The organism is Streptomyces sp. NPDC030165 (assembly GCF_055573595.1).
This window is the reverse complement of record NZ_JBVIBD010000002.1, coordinates 1-24,468: the sequence shown is the minus strand read 5'-3', so window position 1 is coordinate 24,468 and position 24,468 is coordinate 1. Positions and strand designations below refer to the sequence as shown.

17 protein-coding genes are annotated in these 24,468 nt (G+C 72.8%); 13 read left to right on the top strand and 4 right to left on the bottom strand.

The features are described 5' to 3' along the window. The first annotated feature begins 621 nt into the window (after window positions 1-621). The 3 genes from ACZ4Z1_RS03320 (at window position 622) to ACZ4Z1_RS03310 (ending at window position 6,591) form a co-directional block, all read left to right on the top strand. Window positions 622-885 carry a WhiB family transcriptional regulator gene (locus tag ACZ4Z1_RS03320; RefSeq protein WP_003983763.1) on the top strand — a complete coding sequence of 88 codons (264 nt, stop codon included), beginning with the start codon at window positions 622-624 and terminating at the stop codon, window positions 883-885. 292 nt (window positions 886-1,177) lie between these two features. Further along, on the top strand, window positions 1,178-5,041 hold the full coding sequence (locus ACZ4Z1_RS03315; RefSeq protein ID WP_468484879.1) for a glycosyltransferase: 3,864 nt from the start codon (window positions 1,178-1,180) through the stop codon (window positions 5,039-5,041). Next, a complete protein-coding gene (locus ACZ4Z1_RS03310; RefSeq protein ID WP_468484878.1) occupies window positions 5,038-6,591 on the top strand; it encodes a DUF5719 family protein in 1,554 nt (517 codons plus the stop codon). The genes ACZ4Z1_RS03315 and ACZ4Z1_RS03310 overlap by 4 nt, the downstream gene beginning before the upstream one ends. A 43-nt stretch (window positions 6,592-6,634) precedes the next feature. Here the strand turns inward: ACZ4Z1_RS03310 and ACZ4Z1_RS03305 are convergent, their stop codons facing one another. Continuing rightward, window positions 6,635-7,174 (bottom strand): metallopeptidase family protein, encoded by a 540-nt coding sequence (locus ACZ4Z1_RS03305; protein WP_468484877.1) that lies wholly within the window; start codon window positions 7,172-7,174, stop codon window positions 6,635-6,637. A gap of 271 nt (window positions 7,175-7,445) precedes the next feature. On the opposite strand from ACZ4Z1_RS03305, the gene ACZ4Z1_RS03300 reads away from it, so the two are divergent. The 7 genes from ACZ4Z1_RS03300 (at window position 7,446) to ACZ4Z1_RS03270 (ending at window position 15,692) form a co-directional block, all read left to right on the top strand. Beyond that, window positions 7,446-7,889, top strand: coding sequence for a DUF3499 domain-containing protein (locus ACZ4Z1_RS03300; RefSeq protein WP_078624427.1), 444 nt, complete (start codon window positions 7,446-7,448; stop codon window positions 7,887-7,889). A gap of 321 nt (window positions 7,890-8,210) precedes the next feature. Beyond that, a complete protein-coding gene (locus tag ACZ4Z1_RS03295) occupies window positions 8,211-9,845 on the top strand; it encodes an L-lactate permease (RefSeq protein WP_468484876.1) in 1,635 nt (544 codons plus the stop codon). A gap of 233 nt (window positions 9,846-10,078) precedes the next feature. Further along, window positions 10,079-11,437, top strand: coding sequence for a phosphomannomutase/phosphoglucomutase (locus tag ACZ4Z1_RS03290; RefSeq protein ID WP_468484875.1), 1,359 nt, complete (start codon window positions 10,079-10,081; stop codon window positions 11,435-11,437). 278 nt (window positions 11,438-11,715) lie between these two features. Continuing rightward, window positions 11,716-11,898, top strand: coding sequence for a Trm112 family protein (locus tag ACZ4Z1_RS03285; protein WP_468484874.1), 183 nt, complete (start codon window positions 11,716-11,718; stop codon window positions 11,896-11,898). A gap of 66 nt (window positions 11,899-11,964) precedes the next feature. Beyond that, a complete protein-coding gene (locus ACZ4Z1_RS03280) occupies window positions 11,965-13,107 on the top strand; it encodes an SIS domain-containing protein (protein ID WP_468484873.1) in 1,143 nt (380 codons plus the stop codon). A gap of 121 nt (window positions 13,108-13,228) precedes the next feature. Further along, window positions 13,229-14,431 carry a mannose-6-phosphate isomerase, class I gene (gene manA, locus ACZ4Z1_RS03275; protein WP_468484872.1) on the top strand — a complete coding sequence of 401 codons (1,203 nt, stop codon included), beginning with the start codon at window positions 13,229-13,231 and terminating at the stop codon, window positions 14,429-14,431. Window positions 14,432-14,732: 301 nt separating this feature from the next. Further along, window positions 14,733-15,692 carry a cation diffusion facilitator family transporter gene (locus tag ACZ4Z1_RS03270; protein ID WP_468484871.1) on the top strand — a complete coding sequence of 320 codons (960 nt, stop codon included), beginning with the start codon at window positions 14,733-14,735 and terminating at the stop codon, window positions 15,690-15,692. 427 nt (window positions 15,693-16,119) lie between these two features. On the opposite strand, the gene ACZ4Z1_RS03265 is transcribed toward ACZ4Z1_RS03270, so the two are convergent. Further along, window positions 16,120-18,498, bottom strand: coding sequence for a fructose-specific PTS transporter subunit EIIC (locus ACZ4Z1_RS03265; protein ID WP_468485389.1), 2,379 nt, complete (start codon window positions 18,496-18,498; stop codon window positions 16,120-16,122). Between the two features lie 932 nt (window positions 18,499-19,430). Here ACZ4Z1_RS03265 and ahcY point away from each other — a divergent pair. Beyond that, window positions 19,431-20,888 carry an adenosylhomocysteinase gene (gene ahcY, locus ACZ4Z1_RS03260; protein WP_468484870.1) on the top strand — a complete coding sequence of 486 codons (1,458 nt, stop codon included), beginning with the start codon at window positions 19,431-19,433 and terminating at the stop codon, window positions 20,886-20,888. Window positions 20,889-21,020: 132 nt separating this feature from the next. Continuing rightward, on the top strand, window positions 21,021-21,635 hold the full coding sequence (locus tag ACZ4Z1_RS03255) for a hypothetical protein (protein WP_468484869.1): 615 nt from the start codon (window positions 21,021-21,023) through the stop codon (window positions 21,633-21,635). A gap of 75 nt (window positions 21,636-21,710) precedes the next feature. Here ACZ4Z1_RS03255 and ACZ4Z1_RS03250 read toward each other — a convergent pair whose 3' ends face one another. After that, window positions 21,711-22,706 carry an RDD family protein gene (locus tag ACZ4Z1_RS03250; RefSeq protein ID WP_468484868.1) on the bottom strand — a complete coding sequence of 332 codons (996 nt, stop codon included), beginning with the start codon at window positions 22,704-22,706 and terminating at the stop codon, window positions 21,711-21,713. Between the two features lie 169 nt (window positions 22,707-22,875). Between ACZ4Z1_RS03250 and ACZ4Z1_RS03245 the strand changes: the two genes are divergently transcribed. Then, window positions 22,876-23,883 (top strand): stage II sporulation protein M, encoded by a 1,008-nt coding sequence (locus ACZ4Z1_RS03245; protein WP_468484867.1) that lies wholly within the window; start codon window positions 22,876-22,878, stop codon window positions 23,881-23,883. A 99-nt stretch (window positions 23,884-23,982) separates the two neighbouring features. On the opposite strand, the gene ACZ4Z1_RS03240 is transcribed toward ACZ4Z1_RS03245, so the two are convergent. Beyond that, the coding region (locus ACZ4Z1_RS03240; RefSeq protein WP_468484866.1) for a hypothetical protein at window positions 23,983-24,468 on the bottom strand (486 nt) is incomplete at its 5' end.

Here is a 24,468-nt window from a genome sequence, read left to right as displayed (position 1 = left end):
GCGGGATGCGCGGAGCGGGCACGGGAGCCGTGCGGCGGGGTGCTGCGGGAGACAGAAAAAGCTGGAGCTCGGTGGCGTCAACAGCTGGAACAGCGACAGCGGGCCTGGGCAGCGCAGCGGGACCCGTAGGCACGGGTCAGGCGGAGCGCAGGAATCGCTGGCATGTCTGTAAGGAGACCGGGTACTCGGCGCCGTGTCAACCGGGTGTCTGGTTTGGGGGAAATGTTTCACCTCATCCGGTTACTGCGAGCGGCGAAAGGTTTGTGCATGCGGGGTGCGGAGAAGACGGGCGACATCCGCGTGCCCCCGGGCACCGTTGCGGTCTCGTGATCTGAATGTGACCTGGCCCGCTTCGGTGAGCGTGGTGCAACGGCCGTGCCGCCCGTCGCGTCCTTGGGTGTGAGAGGGGAGTTACGGGTGATGCGGCTGAGGAAGTGTCCTGTTTTTTGCCGATTTGAACACTTTCTGCATAGGCTTGGTTCCGCAGAGTGAATAAGGGGCCCAATAGCAGATCTCGGCTTGACTGGCCCGGATCGGCACACTTGTAATTTCACTCGTGTCGTTCAGCCGTCATCGGTAACGGCTGCATCACGGGGACGCAAAGACAGACGAGGGGCGCACATGACCGAGCTGTTCCAGGAATTGCTGGTCGAAGAGGCGGACGAGGAGCTCGGCTGGCAGGAGCGCGCGCTGTGCGCCCAGACCGACCCCGAATCCTTCTTCCCGGAGAAGGGTGGCTCCACCCGCGAGGCCAAGAAGGTCTGCCTCGCCTGCGAGGTCCGCTCCGAATGCCTTGAATATGCCCTCGCCAACGACGAACGCTTCGGCATCTGGGGCGGACTGTCCGAGCGCGAGCGGCGCCGGCTCAAGAAGGCGGCGGTCTGACGTCCAGTGCGACGGCCCGGCTGCCGGGCCACCGATTCTCCCTATATCCCCCTATAGACAACGGTCCGCCTCCGTAGCCCACGCGCCGGAGGCGGATCGCTGTGTACGCGGCAGACGGGCCTGTCCGCCGAAGCATTAGTGTGGGGCCGCGTCCGAGGCGCACCGACGCCCTGACGGGCACCCGGCCACGACACGTGCCGTCGGCCGCACCGCGTCGCCGTCCGTCGCAGTCCACAGCGCAGCGCTATGCCGGGGGAGGACCCCGAGACCCCCGGGGAGGGCCCCTACCTCGATGTCCGTGCACAGTCAGCCGGCCGCCCAGGCCGCGCAAGCCGCCGCCCAATACCACGACGGCACCCCAGAGTTCCCCCGGCACGTCGTCACCGCAGTGATCGTCTCCCACGACGGCGAACGCTGGCTGCCCGACGCGCTCGCCGGACTCCTCGGCCAGGAACGCCCGCCGCAGCAGATCCTCGGCGCCGACACCGGCAGCGCGGACAGCTCCGCCCGGCTGCTCGGCGAAGCCCTCGGTGACGACCGGGTGCTCCACCTCGCCCGCCGCTCCGGCTTCGGCACCGCCGTCGACGAGGCCGTCCGCACCGCCCCCGTCCTCGGCCCCGACGACCTGCCGTACCTGCGCCGCCCCAGCGGCTGGGACCCGGTCGGCCGCACCTGGCGCGACGACGCCTACAACCTGCCGGAACTCCCGCACGGCGACCCCGTCCAGTGGCTGTGGCTGCTGCACGACGACTGCGCCCCCGAACCCGACGCGCTCGCCGAACTGCTGCGGGTCGCCGACTCCAGCCCCGCCACCGCCGTCGTCGGCCCCAAGCTCCGCAGCTGGTACGACCGCCGCCAGCTCCTCGAAGCAGGCGTCAGCATCGCCCGCAGCGGCCGCCGTTGGACCGGCCTGGACCGCCGCGAACAGGACCAGGGCCAGCACGACCAGGTACGCCCGGTGCTCTCCGTCTCCAGCGCGGGCATGCTCGTCCGCCGCGACGTGTACGAGCAGTTGGGCGGCTTCGACCGCCGGCTGCCCCTGATGCGCGACGACGTCGACCTGTGCTGGCGCGCCCAGGCCGCCGGCCACCAGGTCCTCGTCGCCCCCGACGCCGTCCTGCGGCACGCCGAGGCCGCCGCCCGCGAACGCCGCCCCATCGACTGCGTCGGCCGCTCCACCGCCAGCCCCCACCGCGTCGACAAGGCCGGCGCCGTCTACACCCTCCTGGCCAACACCCGCGGCGCCCTGCTCCCGTACGTCGCCCTGCGCATCGTCCTCGGCACCCTCCTGCGCGTCCTCGCCTACCTCGTCGGCAAGGTCCCGGGACAGGCCCTCGACGAACTCGCCGGACTCTTCGGCACCCTGCTGCGCCCCGGCACGATCCTCACCGCCCGGAAGAAACGCGGCCGCCCCGCCACGGAAGCGAGCGAACTGCGGCCCCTGTTCCCGCCCCCCGGAGCGACCGTACGGGCCACCGTCGAACAGGTCGCCGGCAACCTCGCCGGCCGCTCAGCGCCCGAAGCCGCCTCCGCCGGACGGCACGGCGCCGTCGAGTCCGGACCCGGCGGCGACGACGCCGACTACCTGGAGATCGAGCAGTTCGCCCGGCTCAAGCGGATCGCCCGCCGGCCCGCCCCGGTGCTCTTCCTCCTCCTGCTCGTCGTCTCCCTCATCGCCTGCCGCTCCCTGCTCGGCTCCGGCGCGCTCACCGGCGGCGCCCTGCTGCCCGCCCCCGGCCGCCTCGGCGACCTCTGGTCGAGCTACCTCGACGGCTGGCACGCCACCGGCACCGGCAGCACCGCCGCCGCGCCCCCCTACCTCGCCGTCCTCGCCCTGGCCGCCACCTTCTTCCTCGGCAGCACCGGCCTGGCCGTCACCGTCCTGCTCGTGTGCTCCGTACCGCTCGCCGGTCTGAGCGCCTACTTCGCCTCCCGGCCCCTGGTCACCTCCCGCCTGCTGCGCGCCTGGGGCAGCGTCGCCTACGCCTTCCTGCCCGCCGCCACCGGCGCCCTCGCCGGCGGCCGCATCGGCACCGCCGTCCTCGCGATCCTGCTGCCGCTCATGGCCCGGGCCGCCATCGCCGCCGGCGGCCTGCGACTGCACCCCGGCACCCGCCCGAGCTGGCGCGCCGCCTGGGCGTACGCACTGCTGCTCACCTTCACCACCGCCTTCACCCCGGTCGTCTGGCCCGTCGCCGTCCTGCTCGGCATCGCCCTGCTGGTACTGCGCGCCTTCGACGGCAACCGCGGCCTGCTCCTGCCCTACGCGCTGCGCTTCCTCGCCGTCGCGGTCACCCCGCTCGTCGTCCTGGCGCCCTGGTCGCTGTCCCTGTTCACCCACCCCTCCCGCTTCTTCCGGGAAGCCGGCCTGGACCTCGGCGCGGGCTCCGCCTCCGTCCTGGACCTCGTCGGCATCAGCCCCGGCGGCCCGAAGGCCGTCGGGGGGGTGCTGCTCCTCGGCATCGTCCTGGCCGCGCTGGGTGCCACGCTGCGCGCCGACCGGCAGCTCGCGATCCGTACGTCCTGGGCCGTGGCCGTGACCGGCCTGCTGTTCGCCGTGCCGGCCAACCGCTCCGCCTGGGCCGGACCCGCCGTCCTCGTCTACGGGCTCGCGCTGCTGTGTGCCGCCGCCGTCGGCGCCGAAGGCATCCGCTCCCGCATGGAGACCCTCGGCTTCGGCTGGAAACAGCCGGTCGCCGTCCTGATCGCGCTGTCCGCCCTGCTCGCCCCGCTGTACGCGGCGGTCAGCTGGATGATCACCGGCGCGGCCGGGCCGCTGGAGCGCCGCGACCCCGTACAGGTCCCCGCGTTCGTCGCCGAGGACACCGGCTCCGTCGACCAGGCCCGCACCCTCGTCCTGGACGGCGACGCCGGCCACGTCGCGTACACCCTGGTACGCGGCTCCGGCGCCCGCCTCGGCGACGCCGACATCGCCGCGGAGACCGGCGAGGACAAGCGGCTCGGCGGCATCGTCGCCAACCTCGTCGCCGGCTCCGGCGCCGACCAGACCAACCAGCTCGGCGGCTACGCGATCCGCTACCTCCTGGTCCGTGACGGCGCGCCCCGCGACATGGGCCGCGTCCTGGACGCCACCCCCGGCCTGACCCGGCTCAGCCAGGACGACGGCAGCGCCCTGTGGCGCGTCGACCGGCGCGTCTCACGGGTCTCGATCGTGCCGGGGGAGACCAGGGACGGGACGCGCGCCGGCCACGCCACCGCACCGGTCCCGGTCCCGGCCGGACCCGTCGCCGCCCACACCGACCTGCCCAGCGGCGCCGACGGCCGGGTGCTGCGCGTCGCCGACACCGCCGACGCGGGCTGGCAGGCCACCCTGGACGGCAAGGCGCTGAAGCCGGTCACGGTCGACGGCTGGGCGCAGGGCTTCGAACTGCCCGCGTCCGGCGGCCGCCTGGACCTCACCTACGACGACCCGATGGGCCACACCGCGTGGCTGTGGGCCCAGGGCCTGCTCGCCGTCGTCCTGGTGGTGCTCGCCCTGCCGGGCCGCCGCCGCGAGATCGACGACGACCTGCCCGAGGAGAACACGGCCGCCCTGGCCGCACCCGCCACCGCGGGCGAAGGCCGCCGGGCCCGGCGCCTGCGGGCCGCGCAGGCCGCCGACGCCCCCGAAGGCGGCGCGGAGCCGGCCATTCCGGGCCCGCGTCCCGGCGAGGACCCGGCACCCGACCCGATGGCGGCGCCGCAGAGCGCCGACCCGATGGCCGCCCGGACCGCCGACCCGTACGCGGCCGTGCCGCAGCAGGGGTACGGGCAGACGCCGGACTACGGGCAGCAGGGGTACGGGCAGCAGATGTACGAGCAGTGGCAGACGCCTGCACAGCCTCACGGGGACGGCACGGGCGCGCAGCCGCCGTACGAGCAGGGCCAGAGCGCGCAGCCGTACGGACAGGAAGCGGGCGCGCAGCCGTACGGACAGGCCCCGTACGGGCAGCCGTACGCGGGCGGCGCCGACGCCTTCCCGGCGGACCCGGACCCGGACCAGGCCGCCGGCCCGTACCGGCCCGGCGCCTACGACCCGTACCACTACGGGCAGCAGCCACCCCCACAGCCGCCGCACCAGCAGCCCTACGACGACGGCACGACGTACCCCGGCTCCTACCGCGAGCCCCGCCGTGACGGGAGCGACCAGCAGTGAAGCGCACCATCATGTCCCTGATCGGCGCGGCCGTGGCGCTCGGCGCGGTCACCGGCGTCGCCGCGGTGGCCGCCCCGGACGGGCAGCGCGCCACCACGGCCGAGGGCGCCTCCAGGCGGCCCGTCGAGCGGTCCGCGCTGCTGTGCCCGCCGCCCACCTCCTCGGAGGTCGGCGACACCACGTACACCGCCTTCACCCCCAAGGGAACGGACGGCAAGGCCGGCTCCCGGGGCACCGCGGGGCTGCTGCCCGCCCAGTCCGGCAAGCAGCAGGACGGCAAGGGCGGACAGGACGGCAAGGGCAAGGCGGGCAGCGGCAAGGGGCAGCAGGGCACTCAGGCGAACGCCGATCCCGTCGCGCCCCTGAAGGAAGCCGGCACCCCCGTCACCGCGACCACGGACCGCGCGGACGCGCCCGCCCTCACCGGGACCGCCGACGGCGCCCTCGCGCCCGGCTGGACCGTCCAGCAGACCACCGCCGTCGCAGCCGGCGTCGGGCGCGGACTGCTCGGCCTGTCCTGCGTGGCACCCGACACCGACTTCTGGTTCCCCGGCGTGAGCACCGCCAAGGACCGCCAGGACTACGTCCACCTCACCAACCCCGACGACACCCCGGCCGTCGTCGACCTCGACCTGCGCGGCAAGGACGGCCCGCTGAAGTCCGCCTCCGGCGAGAACATCACCGTGCCGCCCCACTCCAGCCTGCCGGTCCTGCTCTCCACCCTGTCCGGCACGCCCGCCCAGGACGCCGCCCTGCACGTGGCCGCCCGCGAGGGCCGGGTCGGCGCCTCCGTACAGGCCGCCGACGCGAACCTGGGCGGCGACTGGCTGCCCGCGGCGGCCGGCCCCGCGCCCGGCGCCGTCCTGCCGGGCATCCCCGCCGACGCCACCTCCGTCCACCTCGTCGCCGTCGCACCCGGCCGGGAGGACGCCGACCTGAAGGTGCAGCTCGCCACCCCCAGCGGCCTGATCACCCCGGCCGGACTGGAGAGTCTGCACGTCAAGGGCGGCATGACGGCCTCCGCCGACCTCAAGGACCTCACCAAGGGCGAGGCGGGCTCGCTGGTGCTGACCCCGGCGGGCGGCTCCAAGGCACCGGTCGCGGCAGCCCTGCGGGTCACCCGCGGCAAGGGCGACAAGCAGGAGATGGCCTTCATCCCGGCGACCGGCCCGGTCGGGCAGCGGGCCACCGCCGCGGACAACCGGGACAAGGGCAGCACGCTCTCCCTGGTCGCACCCGAGAAGGGCAAGGACGCCAAAGTCGCGGTCACCGCGTCGGCGGGCAGCGGCGGCGGTACGCCGGTCTCGAAGACGTACACGGTCAAGGGCGGCAGCACCCTCGCCGTCGAACCGCCGCGCCCCCAGGGCCTCAAGGGCTCCTACGCGCTGACCGTCACCCCGGAGCCGGGCAGCGGCCCGGTCCACGCGGCACGGACCCTGGCCCTGCCCCAGGGCGGCCTGCCCGCCTTCACCGTGCAGACCCTCCCGGACGACCGGGGGACGGTGGTGGTGCCGACGGCGGGGGAGGACATCTCGCTGTTGCTGAAGTGAGGGCCGAGGTCTGTGGGGCCGGGGGACCGGCGGGGCCCGGGTCTCAGTCCTGCCCGTACCGCGGGTCCACCGACTCCGGTGCCAGGCCGAGCAGCTCGGCGACCTGCTCCACGACGACCTCGTGGACCAGCAGCGCCCGCTCGTCGCGGTTCTTCGTACGGATCTCGACCGGGCGGCGGTAGACGACCACCCGTTCCCGCTGGTCACCGGTGGCGGGCAGCAGGCGGCCCAGCGGCACGGTCTCCTCGTCGTCGGCCGGCCCGATGTCCCCGTCGGGACCGAACCCGGGCACCTCGACGACCAGGAAGTCGACGTCCGCCAGTTGCGGCCAGCGCCGTTCCAGCCGGTCCCGTGAGTCGTGGACCAGGTCGACGAAGGAGTCCGCGCGGCTCACCGAGAGCGGGACCTGGGGCGGGGCGACCGGGCCGCGCATGCCGCGGCCGTGCCGGTCGCGCCGGCGCGGGCGGGGCCCTGCCGGGGCGGCGGAACGCTCGGCGCCGCCGGGCGCGGCGGGAGTGCCGCCCGTGCCGGCCGGTGCGGGGGTCCCTCCGGCGTCGGCCGGAGGAGGTACGGGGCTGTCCATCAGAACCGAGCGTAACCGTCCGGGGGCGGGCGGCGCGGGAGAGCGGCGGATCCGGTGCCATGTCGTCGACTGACCGGTCGTAGGCTCGTCGAGTCCGTTTGCGGCCATGCATCGGACCGGGAAGGGCATGGGGAATGACATGAAATGTACAGAGTCGTGACGGGTTTCGACGCACTGCGCCGTCCGGCGCAGTGCTCACCGCACAGTCCGGCCCGAGCGCCCGCAGGTCAGGCGCACCGGACGAACCGGGACGACACGGTTGGGTGAGGTCGTGGAGAGTCATCGCGGCCCGCTCAAGAGTGCGGTACCGTCCAACGTCGTGAGCCCTGTACGTCGCTGTTCGCGCACTGCGTGCGGCCGCCCCGCCGTCGCAACGCTGACGTACGTCTACGCGGATTCGACCGCCGTGCTCGGACCGCTCGCCACCTACGCCGAGCCCCACTGCTACGACCTGTGCGCCGAGCACTCCGAGCGGCTGACCGCGCCGCGCGGCTGGGAAGTCGTACGCCTGGCCACCGACACCGGCCCGGCCCGGCCCAGCGGCGACGACCTCGAAGCGCTCGCCAACGCGGTGCGCGAGGCCGCCCGCCCCCAGGAGCGCGCGGCGGGCGGCGGCAACGGCCCACAGGTCAGCGGACCCAACGGGCGCGACGCGCACCCGATGGAGGTGGCCCGCCGGGGGCACCTGCGGGTGCTGCGGTCGCCGGACAACTGACGGTCGGTACCTGATGGTCGGTCGGTATCTGACGGTTGGTCGGTATCTGACGGTGGGTACCTGACGGTCGGCAACCGACGACCGTCAGGTACCGACCGCGCCTGCTGGTGGGGGCAGGGCCGTTCCGCCTCGTTCCGCCTGGTTTCCGCCCAGCGGCTGTCCCACTTCCGCCTCGCTCCCGCCCGGCTCCTGTCCCGCTCCCGATCACTTTCGCCCGCGCCATTGACGCCGCCTCGGCGCGGACACCACCATGCCTCCACTCCCGAAAGATCCGCTTCCGTATGGCGGAAGTGACGGGGGAGCTGCCCACCGGGAGGCCGTGTGTCCGTACAGCAGCGGGAGTTCGTCCAGCAGCTGGAGCCCGTAGCCGATTCGCTCGCCCTGTCCGCGTTCGTCGCCGCCCTCCCGCTGGTCACCGTCCTGGTCCTGCTCGGCGCCGTACGGATGCGGGCCCATCTCGCCGGACTCACCGGCCTCGCCGTCGCCCTCGCCACCGCCTGCCTCGGTTACGGCATGCCCGCCGGACAGGCCCTGTCCGCCGCCGCGCAGGGCGCGCTCTTCGGCCTGTTCCCCATCCTGTGGATCGTCGTCAACGCCCTGTGGATCTACCGGATGACGGTCCGCACCCGCCATTTCGACGTCCTGCGCCGCTCCTTCTCCGGGCTCTCCGCCGACCCCCGCGTGCAGGCCCTGGTCATCGCCTTCTGTTTCGGGGCGCTGCTCGAAGCGCTCGCCGGCTTCGGGGCGCCGGTCGCGATCAGCGCGGTGATGCTGGTCGCGCTCGGCTTCGCCCCGGTACGGGCCGCCGTCGTCGCGCTCGTCGCCAACACCGCGCCCGTCGCCTTCGGCGCCATGGGCACCCCCGTGGTCACGCTCGCCCAGGTCACCGGCCTGCCGCTGGACACCGTCGCCCCGGTCGTCGGCCGCCAGACGCCGCTGCTCGCCCTCGTCGTACCGCTGCTGCTGGTGTTCCTGGTCGACGGGCGGCGCGGCCTGCGCGAGACCTGGGCGCCCGCGCTTGCCTGCGGACTGGCCTTCGCCGCCGTGCAGTTCGCGGCCGCCAACTACGTGTCCGCGCAGCTCGCCGACATCGGCGCGGCCCTCGCGGGAGCCGCCGCGCTCGTCGCCGTACCCAGCGCCCGCAGACCCGCCTCCGAACCGGTACGGGCCGCCGTGCTGACCGGCGCCCGCAGCGAGGACCTGGACGTCCGCGACTCCCGCGCCGACGTCGTCCGCGCCTACGCGCCGTACGCCCTCATCGTCGTCGTCTTCTCCCTCGCCCAGGTCCCGCCCGTCAAGGACCTCCTCGCACGCGCCACCCGCACCTTCGACTGGCCGTTCCTGGACGTGGCGGGCCCGGACGGCGCACCGGTCGGCGGCAACGTCTTCTCGCTCCCGCTGCTCGCCACCGGCGGGACGCTGGTGCTGCTGGCCGGCCTGCTGACCGCCGCCGTACTGCGCGTACGGACCGCCACCGCCGTACGGGAATGGGCCGCTACCGTGAGCGAACTGCGCCTGGCCGTCCTGACCGTCACCGCCGTCCTGGCCCTCGCCTACGTCATGAACCTGTCCGGACAGGCCGCCACCATCGGTCACTTCGTCGCCGCCGCGGGCGCCGGGCTGGCGTTCCTCTCACCCGTGCTCGGCTGGTTCGGTGTCGCCGTCACCGGCTCCGACACCTCCGCCAACGCCCTCTTCGGCGCCCTCCAGGTGACCGCCGCCCGGCAGTCCGGCCTCTCGCCCGTCCTGCTCGCCGCGGCCAACAGTTCCGGCGGCGTCCTCGGCAAGATGATCTCCCCGCAGAACCTGGCGATCGCCTGCGCCGCGGTCGGGCTGGCCGGACGCGAGGGCGACCTGCTGCGCAAGGTGCTGCCGTGGAGCCTGGGGCTGCTGCTGGTGATGTGCCTGATCGTGGTGGGGCAGAGCACGGCCGTGCTGGGGTGGATGCTGCCGTAGGCACGGGACGGTGGACGGTCCTCCGCAGGGCGGTCTCCCACGGGGCGGTCTCCCGGGGGTCTCCCACGGGACGGCCCGCTCCCACGGAACGGTCGCCCACAGGACGGGCGAATGACCACCGGTTCCACGGGACACAAGAGGTCCCGGGCCGCCGGACCCCACCCCGAACCAGCCTCCCGCCGGCCTCGTACGGGTAGGTTTGGGACCCCGTCATGACATCAGGAGGGCTGGCTGTGACTGATCTGTCGCAGATCGTGAAGGCGTACGACGTGCGCGGTGTGGTCCCCGATCAGTGGGACGAGTCGCTGGCCGAGCTGTTCGGCGCGGCCTTCGCCCAGGTGACCGGAGCGGACGCGATCGTCACCGGGCACGACATGCGGCCCTCCTCGCCCGGTCTGTCCCGGGCCTTCGCCCGCGGCGCCGCGGCGCGCGGGGCGGACGTCACCGAGATCGGCCTGTGCTCGACCGACCAGCTCTACTACGCCAGCGGCGCACTGGACCTGCCCGGCGCGATGTTCACCGCCTCGCACAACCCCGCGCAGTACAACGGCATCAAGATGTGCCGGGCGGGTGCCGCCCCGGTCGGCCAGGACACCGGCCTCGCCGAGATCCGCGCCCTCGTCGAGCAGTGGCGCGACGGCGGCGGCCCCGAGCCCGCGGCGGTCCCCGGAACCATCACGCAGCGCGACGTCCTCGGCGACTACGCGGCTCACCTGCGCAGCCTCGTCGACCTCTCCGGCATCCGCCGCCTGAAGGTCGTGGTGGACGCCGGCAACGGCATGGGCGGCCACACCGTCCCCACCGTCTTCGAAGGCCTGCCCATCGACCTGGACGCCCTGTACTTCGAACTCGACGGCACCTTCCCCCATCACGAGGCCAACCCCCTGGACCCGGCGAACATCGTCGACCTCCAGGCCCGGGTCCGCGAGGTCGGCGCCGACATCGGCCTGGCCTTCGACGGCGACGCGGACCGCTGCTTCGTCGTCGACGGGAACGGCGACCCGGTCTCCCCGTCCGCGATCACCGCTCTGGTCGCCGCCCGCGAACTGGCCAAGCACCCCGGTGGCACCGTCATCCACAACTGCATCACCTCCTGGTCCGTCCCCGAGGTCGTCAAGGAGAACGGCGGCACGCCCGTACGCACCCGCGTCGGCCACTCCTTCATCAAGGGGGAGATGGCCAGGACCGGCGCCATCTTCGGCGGCGAGCACTCCGCGCACTACTACTTCCGCGACTTCTGGAACGCCGACACCGGCATGCTGGCCGCGATGCACGTCCTGGCGGCGCTCGGCGGCCAGGACGGGCCGCTGTCCGAACTGGTCGCCCAGTACGACCGGTACGCCGCCTCCGGCGAGATCAACAGCACCGTCGAGGACCAGACGGGCCGCCTCGCCGCGATCAAGTCCGCCTACGAGGACCGCGAGGGCACCGAACTGGACGAGCTGGACGGCCTGACGGTCACCACCGCCGACTGGTGGTTCAACCTCCGCGCCTCCAACACCGAACCGCTGCTGCGCCTGAACGTCGAGGCCCGGGACCGGGAGACGGTCGAGCGGGTGCGGGACGAGGTGCTGGGGGTCGTGCGGGCTTGAGGGGCTGGGGCCGGCGTCCCGAAGGGCGGGGCTGCCGGACCGGCGGCCTGGTTGAACGTTCGACGACGCGTGAGGGCGTTCAACGACTTCTGAGGGCTTCTGAGGGCTTCTGAGGGCTTTTGTTGTCGTTTTGATGATGTCTGACGTCGTGTGACGAGAAGCCGGGCCGCCGGGCGCTTTCCCGCGCGTCCGGCCGCCGGGCCCACCTGCGGCGCGTCCCGGCACCCGCCCCGGCGGTACGCTGGCAGTGCCGTATTTCCGCCGAAGGAGAAGCCCCCATGCCGGTCGACGCCAGCCTGATCGAGATCCTCGCCTGCCCGGCGTGCCACGCCCCGCTGGCGGACCGGTCGGACGCCGACCCGGCCGAGCTCCAGTGCACCGGCACCGAATGCGGCCTCGCCTATCCCGTCCGTGACGGCATCCCCGTACTCCTGGTGGACGAGGCACGGCGCCCCGCCTGACCCCGGGCACCCGAGCCGACCCGGACCCCACCCCGCCCGTACCGGCCATCGGAGGCAGCGCACACCATGCTCGACGAGTCCCTCTTGGACGCACCCGAAGCGCTGGCCGGCGCCGACCGCTACGGACTGCTGCGCGGCGTCGCCGAATCCGGGGCACGGGTGCGCACCGCGGCCCGTAACGCCGCCGAGTCCGGCATCGCCGACCTGCGGCCCGACGGCCGCCCCCGCACCGTCCTCGTGGCGGGCCCGGCACCGGCCGCCGCCTGCGTCGCCGACCTCTTCGGCGCCCTCGGCGGCGGCAGCTGCCCGGTCACCCTCATCCGGCCCACCGGTGTCGCGGCGCGGCCCGGCGCGCTGCGCTGGACCCTACCCGGCTGGACAGGACCACTGGACCTGCTCCTGATCGCCGGCCCGGACGGCACCGACCCCGGCCTCGCGCAACTCGTCGAGCAGGCGTACCGCCGCGGCTGCTCCGTCGTCGCCGTCACCCCGGCGGGCGGCTCGCTCGCCGACGCCGTCGTCCAGGCCCGCGGCCTGCCCGTGCCGCTGGCCACCACCCCGTACGACGACGAGTTCGACGTGGAGGGCGCGCCGCCCGCCGCCCCCGGCACCCTCTGGTCGCTGCTCATCCCCATGCTCGCGCTCGCCGACCGGATCGGCCTGCTCAGCGCCACCTCCGAACTGCTCGCGCAGCTCGCCGACCGCCTCGACCAGGTCGCCGAACGCTGCGGCCCCGCCATCGAGACGTACTCCAACCCCGCCAAGACGCTCGCCGCCGAACTCGCCGACGCGCTCCCGCTGATCTGGACCGAGGGCCTGGTCGCCGACGCCGTCGGCCGGCACTTCGCGACCGTACTGGCCGGACTCGCCGGCCGGCCCGCGCTCGCCGGCGAACTGCCCGAGACGATGACCACGCACGGCACGCTGCTGGCCGGTCCGTTCGCGGCCGGCGCCGACCCGGACGACTTCTTCCGCGACCGCGTCGAACAGCCCACCGCCCTGCACGCCCGCGTCGTCCTGCTCCGCGAGGAAGCTCCCGGCGCGCTCTCCGCAGCCCCCGCCGCCCGCGAACTGGCGCTGGAGCACGACACCCCCGTCAGCGAACTGGAACCGGACGGCGGCAGCGCCCTGGAACGGGCCGCCGAACTCCTCGCCGTCACGGATTTCGCCGCCGTTTACCTGGCGCTCGCCGGCACCGAGGGAACATGAGCCCCCGGCCGGCGCACACCGCACCGGCCCCGGGTACGGCCCGCCGGCACCGCACGGCTCGAACAGGCGTGGCTGCGGCGGCCGGCGCAGCCCCAAGCGAAGAATCAGGAACCCCACCACCATGGACCGCCTCACCAACACCGTGCGCCCCTACGCCTGGGGCTCCACCACCGCCATCCCGGAACTCCTCGGCACCGAGCCGACCGGCGAACCCCAGGCCGAGATGTGGATGGGCGCCCACCCCGGCGCCCCCTCCCGCACCGACCGCGGCGCCGGGCCGGTGTCGCTGGCCGACGTCATAGCCGCCGACCCGGAAGGCGAACTGGGCACCGACGCGGTACGCGCCTTCGGCCCCCGGCTGCCCTTCCTGCTCAAGCTGCTCGCCGCCGGCTCCCCGCTCTCCCTCCAGGTCCACCCCGACCTCACCCAGGCCCAGGAGGGCTACGCGGACGAGGAGAAGCGCGGCGTCCCCGCCGACGCCCCGCACCGCAACTACAAGGACGCCAACCACAAGCCCGAACTGATCGTCGCCCTCACCCCCTTCGAAGGACTCTGCGGCTTCCGGCACCCGGCCGAGGCCGCCGGCCTCCTCGAAGGACTCGGCGTGGGCGCCCTCAAGCCGTACGCCGACATCCTGCGCGCCGCCCCGGAGGACGCCGCGCTGCGCGAGGTGCTCACCGCCGTACTCGGCGCCGGACACGATGACACGGCCGAGACCGTCGAACAGGCCGCGGCCGCCGCCCGACGCCTGGCCGGCGAAGGCGGCCCGCACGCCGACTCCTACGCCGCGTACGCCGCCATCGCCCACCACTACCCGGGCGACCCGGGCGTGCTCGCCGCCATGCTCCTCAACCACGTACGGCTGCAGCCCGGCGAAGCGCTCTTCCTGGGCGCCGGCATTCCGCACGCCTACCTCAGCGGCCTCGGCGTGGAACTGATGGCCAACTCCGACAACGTGCTGCGCTGCGGCCTGACCCCCAAGCACGTGGACGTGCCGGAACTGCTGCGCGTGGTCCGCTTTGAAGCCCGCGACGCGGGGGTGCTGCGGCCGGAGGAGGCCACGGCGTCGGGCGAGGAGGTCTACGAGACCCCGATCGACGAGTTCCGGCTCTCCCGCTTCCTCCTGGCCCCCGGCGGCGCGCCCCGCACCCTCGGCGACCGCACCCCGCAGATCCTGCTGTGCACCGCAGGAACGATTGTGCTGCGAGGGGGCGCGGGCGGGGAGCTGACGCTCACCCCGGGCGAGTCGGCCTTCGTACCGGCCGGGGAACACGTGGAACTGACGGGGGAGGGGACTGTCTTCCGGGCGACTGTGGCGATCTGACGGATAGAGCGGGCAGAACGGACAGAGCGGACGGGAGGGGCAGGGCGGACGGGGCGGACAGCGGACGGGAGGGACAGTACGGCTGGGACTGTCCGGGAACGGCCCGGAACGGCCCGGAACGGCCGAGGCCGCTCGGAGCCGCTGCCCCGCCCGTCCGGTGTCCCGGTCGGCGGCCCCGTGCGCGCCCCGGCGGACGGGCTGCAACAATGACCCGCCTAAAGGGTTCGTAAAGGAGCCCTCGGAGCGGCCTCGGAGCAGGCTGCGCACCGCAGCCGGTCGACGGAAGGGAAATGCGCCACCCATGAGTGCATCAGGCGGTACCAAGGCGATCGTCGCGGCGCTGGGCGCCAACCTGGCGATCGCGGCGGCGAAGTTCGTGGCCTTCGCCTTCAGCGGATCGTCCTCGATGCTGGCCGAAGGCGTCCACTCCGTCGCCGACTCCGGCAACCAGGGACTCCTGCTCCTCGGCGGCAAGAAGGCCAAGCGCGCCGCCACCGAGGAACACCCCTTCGGATACGGCCGCGAGCGCTACATCTACGGCTTCCTCGTCTCCATCGTCCTGTTCACCATCGGCGGCGTCTTCGCCCTGTACGAGGGCTACGAGAAGGTCCACGACCCGCACGAGCTGGACAACTGGTACTGGCCGGTCGGCGTCCTCGTCTTCGCGATCATCGCCGAGAGCTTCTCCTTCCGTACGGCCATCAAGGAGTCCAACGAGCTGCGCGGCAAGCAGAGCTGGGCCCAGTTCGTCCGCCGCGCCAAGGCCCCCGAACTCCCCGTCGTCCTCCTGGAGGACTTCGGCGCACTGGTCGGCCTGGTGCTCGCGCTCGGCGGCGTCGGCCTCACCCTCGCCACCGGCAACGGTGTGTGGGACGGCATCGGCACCATGTGCATCGGTGCCCTCCTCGTCCTGATCGCTCTGGTCCTCGCCGCCGAGACCAAGTCCCTGCTGCTCGGTGAGGCGGCCGGCCCCGAACAGGTCGCCAAGATCCGCGCGGCCGTGGTCGACGGCGACACCGTCACCCGCGTCATCCACATGCGCACCCTCCACCTCGGCCCCGAGGAACTCCTCGTCGCCGCCAAGGTCGCGGTCCGGCACGACGACACCGCCAAGGAGGTCGCCGACGCGATCAACGCGGCCGAGGACCGCATCCGCGCGGCCGTCCCGATCGCCCGCGTGATCTACCTGGAGCCGGACATCTACGACGAGTCCGCCGCCGCCTCGGGCGACAACCCTGCCAAGACGCCGGGCGGGGCCTGATGTAGCCGGGCTCCGGGCGGACCGCAGCAGGTCCGGGCCGCCTCGTGCGGGCAGCGCTGCTCGCGCTCCTTCGCAGTCCCTCGTACTCCTTGGTACTCCTCCGTACTCCTTGGTACGGACAGGCCCCGCACCGGGTGTGGTGCGGGGCCTTGCCGTTCCCGACCGATGGCCGCTTCGGTTGCGCGGCGGTTGCTTCGGCTACGTGGGGATTGCTTTGGCTACTCGATGGCTGCTTCGGCTACGTGCCGGTTGCTGCGGCTACCCGTAACCTGCTTCGGTCGCGTGGCGGCTGCCCGGCTGCCTGAGGGGCACCCGATCGCGGGGCAGCTGCCGGGTTGCCCGGTTGTCCAGTCGCGCGGCGGTTGCCCGGTTGCCCGAGGGCGGCCCGGTTGCCGGGTGCCCGGCTGGACACCCGACAGCTGCCCGGCTAGCCGACCTCGCTCAGCACCCGCAGGATCGCCGCCTCGTCCGGCGCGCTCTGCAGCCGCGCCCGGAAGTCCGCGTCCATCAGCTTCCGCGACAGCAGCGCCAGGATGCGCAGATGCTCGTCTCCGGCGGCGGCCTCCGGCACCGAGATCATGAACACCAGCTTGGCACGCGTACCGTCCAGCGAGTCCCAGTCGATACCCTCAGCCGAACGCGCGAAGCCGACGACGGGCGCGGTCACGGCGTCCGTCTTGGCGTGCGGGATCGCGATCTCCTCGCCGAGCCCGGTGGTGCCCTGCGCCTCGCGCGCCAGCGCCACCCGGACCAGCTCGTCCACGTCCGCCACCTTGCCGGTACGGGCCGCGAGTTCCGCCATCTCGCGAATCGCGGCCTCCTTGCCGTCGGCGGCCAGCCGCACCTTCACGGTCTCCCGCGTGAGATACCCGGAAAGCACCTCGCCCCCGGGACCCTCGCCCCCGGGGCCTTCACCTCCCGCCTCCTCGCCTTCCGCCTCTTCGTGCTCCGGTTCCGCGTCGAGCAGGCCACCGTCCGACGCGCCCGCACCGGCCGGGCCGCCACTCGTCCCCGTCCCGTCGGCCCCGCCCTCAGAACTGGCCTCCGTACGCACACTTCTCGTAGCCCCGGTAGCCCCGGTAGCCCCGGTAGCCCCGGTAGCCCCGGGTGCCCCGGGTGCCCCGGGTGCCGCAACGCCGCCTGTGACAGCACCACCTGTCACAGCACCACCCGCCGCAGCCGCACCGACACCGGCCAGTACCGGCTCCGACTTCGGCTCCGGCTCCGATTCCGACTGCGGCTCCGGCCCTGATTCCGGAGCCGCCGCCGGCCTCTCGGCCGCTGCCGCGTGCCCCTTCTGCCGCGCCGACACGTCCACCAGCGCGACCGTCGTCAGCGCCGTCACGACCGACCCGGCCGCCACGGCCACGAAGAACATCGGCACCCCGCCGACCGCGCCGAGGATCGCCACGATCGGTCCGCCGTGCGGCACCGCGTCCGTCACCCCGGCCATGCCGGCCACCGCGCCGGCGACCGCGCCGCCCAGCATGTTCGCCGGGATGACCTGCGCGGGCCGGGCGGCCGCGAACGGGATCGCGCCCTCAGATATGCCGAACAGACCCATGAAGAGCGACGCCATGCCGGTCTCCCGCTCCTGGTCGGAGTACAGGCGCCGGCGGATCAGCGTGGCCAGGCCCTGGCCGAGCGGCATCACCGGGATCGCGGCGGCACACATGCCCATGACGGTCTGGTTGCCGGTCGCGATCAGCCCCGTACCGAACAGGAACGCCGTCTTGTTGACCGGCCCGCCCATGTCGAACGCGATCATCAGGCCGAGGACCGCGCCGAGCGCGATCGCGCTGGTGCCCGTCATGCCGCTGAGCCAGTCCGTCAGGTGCGTGAACACCCACGAGATCGGCTTGCCGAGGACGTAGATGAAGAACAGCCCGAGCACCGCCGTCGCGACGATCGGGATCACGATGATCGGCATGATCGGCCGTACGAACCGGGGCACCCGGACCTTCTTGATCCACATGACCAGGTACCCGGCCAGGAAGCCCGTGACGATCGCCCCGATGAACCCCGCGCCCGCCTCGGAGCCGTACAGCTCGCCGGTGTTGGCTATCCAGCCGCCGATCATGCCCGGCACCAGCGCGGGCCGGTCTCCGATCGCGTACGCGATGTAGCCGGAGAGGATCGGCACCATCAGCTGGAACCCGATGGTGCCGATGTCGTTGACGTGCGCCCAGAAGGTGCCCTCCGGGATGACCAGGCCCTTCGGCGTCGGCTCCCCGCCGACCGCCAGGGACAGCGCCAGCAGCAGACCGCCGACCACGACGAACGGGATCATGTAACTGACACCGTTCATCAGCGCCTTGTACGCGAGGCTGCGCTCCTTGCCCCCGGAGCCCCCGGCCCCGCCACCCCGGCCGGACCGCGCACCGGGGCCCCGGCGGCCCCCGCGCGCACCGGCCGCCCCCGCGCCGCCCGAATCCCTTCCAGCCCCGGCCCCGGACCCGCTCCCGGCTCCAGCCCCACGGCCGGCTCCGACTTCGCCCTCGTCACCGTCCACCCCGTACACCGGGGCGCCCTGCACCCGCTCGATCAGCTCCTCCGGATGGCGGATGCCCTCGGCCACGCCCACCACCAGCAGCTTCTTGCCGACGAAGCGGGCCGGGTCGACGTCCTTGTCCGCGGCGATGATGATGCCGTCGGCGGTTCTGACATCGTTGTCGGAGAGGACGTTCTCGGCCCCGATCGACCCCTGCGTCTCCACCTTCATCTCATGGCCGAGCGACTCGGCGGCCTGGGTCAGCTTCTCGGCGGCCATGTACGTGTGGGCTATGCCGGTCGGGCAGGCGGTCACTGCGAGCAGTTTCAGCCCTTGCCCGCCCCTCCCCGCGCCCTTAAGGGGATCAGCTGGACTGGTGGTCACGTGGTTCTCCTAACGGACGTCCGCGCGAGGTGACGTGCAAGTGTCCTCGCGCTTACCGCATCCTCCAACACGGACGGGCAGGTGCACAGTGCCCGACGCCACTCCGCTGCCACCCCGCCCCGCCCCAACAGCCACGGGCCCGCCCCGCTGCCAGGCCACGCACCCACCGCCTGGCCACGGGCCCGCTACCCGGCCACGGGCTCGCTCCCTACCCGGCCACGGGCCCACCGCCCGACCACGCACCCGCCATCCGGCCACGGGCCCGTTACCTGGTCACGCGCCCGCCACCCACGCCATGCACCGGCCCCATGCGCCCGCCATCCGCACCGACGTACCCGCACCCGCTCGCCCACCACCCACGCCATGCGCCAGCCCCACGCGGCCCTCCGAACGCCTGCCACCCGCACCCACCCGTACCCACGCGCCCGCCTCCCGCACCTGCCCCCCCACACCCACCCGCCAGCCAACCGCGCACCAGCCACCCGCGCCCACGCACCCGGCACCCACGCCTCCATCACCCCTGCCGCCCCCCGCCCCATGCAACCGCTCGCATTTTCCTAGGGCGGGCTGGGGTTCCCGGGGGCGATCGGTGTAGATTCGTGACCAGTGCCAGACGTCGCTGCTGATGGCGGTCGGGCGGTCCGCCCCGCGGGCCGGCCGAGGGAGAGAGGGCCTCCGACGGACTGCGCTGCGGCCAGGGGAGAGGTGCGTCCGCCCACGCGGAACCGCCCGTACGGTTTGCCGTCCCGCGGTATGCCGCTCATGCGGTACGTCCGCCTGCGCGGAACTCCGGGCGGTGACGTCCCCACCTGCCCGCGCCGCAGACTGCCAGCCAACCACCCTCGACCCCGGGAGCAACCCGAATGTCGACCGCAGCCAACCGCCAGGACTTCAAGGTCGCCGACCTGTCCCTCGCCGCCTTCGGCCGCAAGGAGATCACCCTCGCCGAGCACGAGATGCCCGGCCTGATGGCGATCCGCAAGGAGTACGCCGCCGCGCAGCCGCTGGCCGGCGCCCGTGTCACCGGCTCGCTGCACATGACCGTGCAGACCGCCGTGCTGATCGAGACCCTCACCGCTCTGGGCGCCGAGGTCCGCTGGGCCTCCTGCAACATCTTCTCCACCCAGGACCACGCCGCGGCCGCCATCGCGGTCGGCCCGAACGGCACCCCCGAGGACCCCCAGGGCGTCCCGGTCTTCGCCTGGAAGGGCGAGACGCTCGAAGAGTACTGGTGGTGCACGGAGCAGGCGCTGACCTGGCCGAACTCGCCCACCGGCGGCCCGAACATGATCCTCGACGACGGCGGCGACGCCACGCTCCTGGTCCACCAGGGCGTCGAGTACGAGAAGGACGGCAAGGCCCCCGCCGTCGAGACCGCGGAGAACGACGAGCACCGCGCGGTCCTGCAGCTCCTCAACCGCACCCTCGCCGAGGAACCGCAGAAGTGGACCAAGCTCGCGTCGGAGATCCGCGGTGTCACCGAGGAGACCACCACCGGCGTGCACCGTCTCTACGAGATGCAGCGCGACGGCAAGCTGCTCTTCCCGGCGATCAACGTGAACGACGCCGTGACCAAGTCGAAGTTCGACAACAAGTACGGCTGCCGCCACTCCCTGATCGACGGCATCAACCGCGCCACCGACACCCTCATCGGCGGCAAGACCGCCGTCGTCTGCGGCTACGGCGATGTCGGCAAGGGCTGCGCCGAGTCGCTGCGCGGCCAGGGCGCCCGCGTCATCATCACCGAGATCGACCCGATCTGCGCGCTCCAGGCCGCGATGGACGGCTACCAGGTCACCACCCTGGACGAGGTCGTCGAGACCGCCGACATCTTCGTCACCACGACGGGCAACAAGGACATCATCATGGCCTCCGACATGGCCAAGATGAAGCACCAGGCGATCGTCGGCAACATCGGCCACTTCGACAACGAGATCGACATGGCCGGCCTCGCCGCCATCGACGGCATCGTCAAGGACGAGGTCAAGCCGCAGGTCCACACCTGGACCTTCCCTGACGGCAAGGTCCTGATCGTGCTGTCCGAGGGCCGCCTGCTCAACCTCGGCAACGCGACCGGCCACCCCTCCTTCGTGATGTCCAACTCCTTCGCGGACCAGACCCTGGCCCAGATCGAGCTGTTCACCAAGCCGGAGGAGTACCCGACCGACGTCTACGTCCTGCCCAAGCACCTGGACGAGAAGGTCGCCCGCCTCCACCTCGACGCCCTCGGCGTCAAGCTGACGACCCTCCGCCCCGAGCAGGCCGCTTACATCGGCGTCACGGTCGAGGGCCCCTACAAGTCCGACCACTACCGCTACTGATCCCCGTGCACCCGGTGCCCGCCCTGCCACCGCGTACGTCGGGCACCACCACCGGCAGCCGGTGATCCAGGCCCCCGCCCAGCACCACGGCGGGGGCCTGACCCGTACCACCGGACCCGACCAAGGACCCCCATGCCCCGCGGCCGTTACTCCCTCCACGACCCGCACGATCACACCCCCCTCGGCGAAGAACACTTCCACTGCGCCACCGGCCCGTCCGGCTGGCGTTACGTCTCCCAGCTCACCACCCCCTCCGGAGACCACGCGGGCTCCGTCGATCTCACCCTCGACGACCTCGGCCGCCCCATCCGTCTCGAACTCCACGCCGGCGGCTGGCAGGTACGCGGCGCCGCCCTGGAGGGCGTCACATGGGTCCGTACCGACCCGGCCGGCGACCACGCCACGGAAGGCAACGTCCCCGCCCACGCCTTCACCGGCGCGTCCCCCGCCTTTCTCGTCGCCACCGCCCGGCTGCTCCGCCCCGCCCCCGGCTCCGGAGCCGTCCGCACCCGCCTGGTGGCCTTCACACCCCCCGTCCTCGCTCCCCGCACGCTCGACCAGTCCTGGGCCTTGGTGAAAAGGACAGCACACCCCACTGACAACGGCCCGCTGACCGCGGACGAATACCAGGTCAACGACCTGGAGACCGGTGAACAGCACGCCGTCCACCTCGCCGGCGACGTCGTCCTGTCCGCCCCCGGCATCGAACTCGAAGACCTGGAAACCCCGCCCTCGACCTTCCCCTGACCGCCCGGCCCCCACCGGCACGACGCCGCACACCGGCCGCCTCCCACAACGGCCGCCTCCCACACCGGCCGGTCCTCACGCCGGCGGCGTGAACCCCGTACGCCGCTCCTGGCCGCCCTCCGACCCGCTCCCGCTCCTGTGCCCGCCCGTCGCCTCGTCGTCCCGCTCCCCGGCACCCGCACCGCGCCGCTCCGCCGTGGGCATCCCGTACGACGTCTCCGCACGCACCGCCCCCGGACCGCTCCCGTACGCATCACCCTGATACGCACCTCCGTACGCGCCCCCCGACCCGGCCGCCACCGGCCCCGGAGCCCCCAACGGCGCTCCGAACGCCCGCTGCGCCTCCCGCGCCTGCCGCTCACCCACCACCGCGGACAGATACATCCCGGGATGCATCCCCGCCGGCACCGATGCCCCGGTCCAGCCGCACAGATCCGCCGCCAGCCGAGCCCCCATGGCCCCGCCGACCTGCGGATCGAGCTGCGGTATTCGGCTCAGGTACTGGCGCACCGTCAGCCACCAGTTGTCCGGGACCCGCGACAGGTCCAGCGCGCTGAGTTCCGCCGCCAGCCAGGGCGGCGGGGGCGGCAGCACCGGCATCCCGCGCGGGGTGGGTATCCGCTCCCGTACGACGACGGTGCCCGCGAAAACGTCCCCGAGCCGCCGCCCCCTGGCCGAGACCAGCGAGGCGATGCACGCCACCACGCCCATCGTCAGCACGATCTCCACCGCGCCCAGCGCGCCGCGCACCAGCGCGTGCCGGAACCGGACCGGCCCGCCGTCCTCGCGCACCACCCGCAGCCCGCACACCAGCTTCCCCAGCGACCGGCCGTGGCTCAGCGTCTCCACCACGATCGGCACCCCGACCAGCACCAGCACGAACAACGCCACCGAGACGGCGGCCTCCGCCGCCTCGTCCATCGACGCCGTGGCACTCATCATCAGCACCGACACCAGGACGTACGCACTCCAGGTCACCGCGAGGTCGACGAGGACCGCCAGCGCCCGGCTCGGCAGCCGGGCCGGCCGCAGCCCCAACACCACCGCCTCGCCCGTCACGAGCTCGTTCACCTGCGCCGTCCTCCCTTACCCCGGTCGGAACCGGTCTGTACCAGTCCGAGCCGGTTCGTACCGGTCCCTACCGGTCCGTCTTCGAACCGCCGCCCGCCCCACTGTCGGCCAGGCCAGTCTGCCAAGCTGACGGCACAGTCACCGCACGGCGCCGCCAGGAGCTGAATCCATGGACCTCGATGTCTTCGTAAGGGCCCACCGCGCCGAGTGGGACCGGCTCGAAGAACTGCTGCGCCGCAAACGCCGCCTCACCGGCGCCGAGGCCGACGAACTTGTCACCCTCTACCAGCGCACCACCACCCACCTGTCCCTCCTCCAGGCCAGCGCCCCGGACCCCGCCCTCACCGGACGCCTCACCTCCTTGGTGGCCCGCGCCCGCAGTACGGTCACCGGCGCGCGCAAGGCTTCCTGGCGCGACGCCGCCCGCTTCTTCACGGCGTCGTTCCCCGCCGCGGTCTACCGGCTGCGCCATTGGTGGATACCGACGGCCCTGCTCTCCACCGGGGTCGGCGCCCTCATCGCCTGGTGGATCGCCACCCACCTTGAAGTCCAGGCCGCCATCGGCGCCCCCGAGGACCTCCGCGCCATGACCCGGCCGGGCGGGGAGTACGAGGCGTACTACTCCAGCCACCCCGCCGCATCGTTCGCCGCCCAGGTGTGGACGAACAATGCCCAGGCGGTCGCCCTGTGCCTGGTCCTGGGCGCCTTCCTCGGCCTGCCGGTCTTCTGGGTGCTCTTCCAGAACATGCTCAACCTGGGCGTCGGCCTCGGCCTGATGTCCTCGGCCGGCCGCCTCGACACCTTCCTCGGGCTGCTCATCCCGCACGGCCTCCTGGAGCTCACCGCGGTCTTCGTCGCGGCCGGCATCGGCCTGCGCCTGGGCTGGACCGTCATCGACCCCGGCCCGCGCACCCGCCGCACCGCCCTCGCCGAAGAAGGCCGCACCGCCCTCGGTGTCGCCATCGGCCTGGCCGCCGTGCTGTTCGTGTCGGGCATCCTCGAAGGCTTCGTCACCCCCTCCGGCCTGCCCACCTGGGCCCGCATCGCCATCGGCGTCGCCGCCGAGCTGGCCTTTCTGACGTACGTGTACGTGCTCGGCGGCCGTGCCGTCCGATCAGGCGAAACAGGAGACGTCGACAACGCGGACCGCGAGGCTCCCGTACCGACCGCCGCCTGATGTGCGTACAGCCCCGCTGACCTGCTAATCTCCTCACCTCCCCAAGACGTCCGTTGACACGGGCAGCACGGGGAGGTAGATTCGAACGGTTGCCACGGACTAGACATGTTCGAGCGCAACGGTTAGTCTCTCTTCTGCTTCGGTCGGAGCGCTGATTCCGCGAAGCACTTCCGCATCTTTATCCGGAAAACGTTCGCCGATTTCAGATCGGCAAATGACTTCTGATAAAGTCGGAACAGCCGAAAGGCAAAACCCTCCGAAGAAATCGGATACGGATTCGTCCCGAAAACGGAACGGAAATCGGATCTGATAGAGTCGGAAAGGCCGGAAAGCGAAAGCCGGACGGCCGTCCCGCTCCAGCAGGGGCCGGATACGGAAAGCGGAAACGCCGAACGGATCTGGTAAGGTTGGAACCGCGCAGAAGCCGAAAGGTCGAAACGCACCGGCGGAAATCAGGACCGCGAGGATCTGATAGAGTCGGAAACGCAAGACCGAAGGGAAGCGCCCGGAGAGCCTGGTGAAACAGGCACAAAGGAAGCGTCCGTTCCTTGAGAACTCAACAGCGTGCCAAAAGTCAACGCCAGA

Coding starts and splice junctions, on each gene's coding strand:
- ACZ4Z1_RS03270 (WP_468484871.1), top strand. CDS start 14,733: ATGAGTGCATCAGGCGGTACCAAGGCGATCGTCGCGGCGCTGGGCGCC.
- ACZ4Z1_RS03285 (WP_468484874.1), top strand. CDS start 11,716: ATGCCGGTCGACGCCAGCCTGATCGAGATCCTCGCCTGCCCGGCGTGC.
- ACZ4Z1_RS03255 (WP_468484869.1), top strand. CDS start 21,021: ATGCCCCGCGGCCGTTACTCCCTCCACGACCCGCACGATCACACCCCC.
- ACZ4Z1_RS03315 (WP_468484879.1), top strand. CDS start 1,178: ATGTCCGTGCACAGTCAGCCGGCCGCCCAGGCCGCGCAAGCCGCCGCC.
- ACZ4Z1_RS03320 (WP_003983763.1), top strand. CDS start 622: ATGACCGAGCTGTTCCAGGAATTGCTGGTCGAAGAGGCGGACGAGGAG.
- manA (WP_468484872.1), top strand. CDS start 13,229: ATGGACCGCCTCACCAACACCGTGCGCCCCTACGCCTGGGGCTCCACC.
- ahcY (WP_468484870.1), top strand. CDS start 19,431: ATGTCGACCGCAGCCAACCGCCAGGACTTCAAGGTCGCCGACCTGTCC.
- ACZ4Z1_RS03305 (WP_468484877.1), bottom strand. CDS start 7,174: ATGGACAGCCCCGTACCTCCTCCGGCCGACGCCGGAGGGACCCCCGCA.
- ACZ4Z1_RS03280 (WP_468484873.1), top strand. CDS start 11,965: ATGCTCGACGAGTCCCTCTTGGACGCACCCGAAGCGCTGGCCGGCGCC.
- ACZ4Z1_RS03245 (WP_468484867.1), top strand. CDS start 22,876: ATGGACCTCGATGTCTTCGTAAGGGCCCACCGCGCCGAGTGGGACCGG.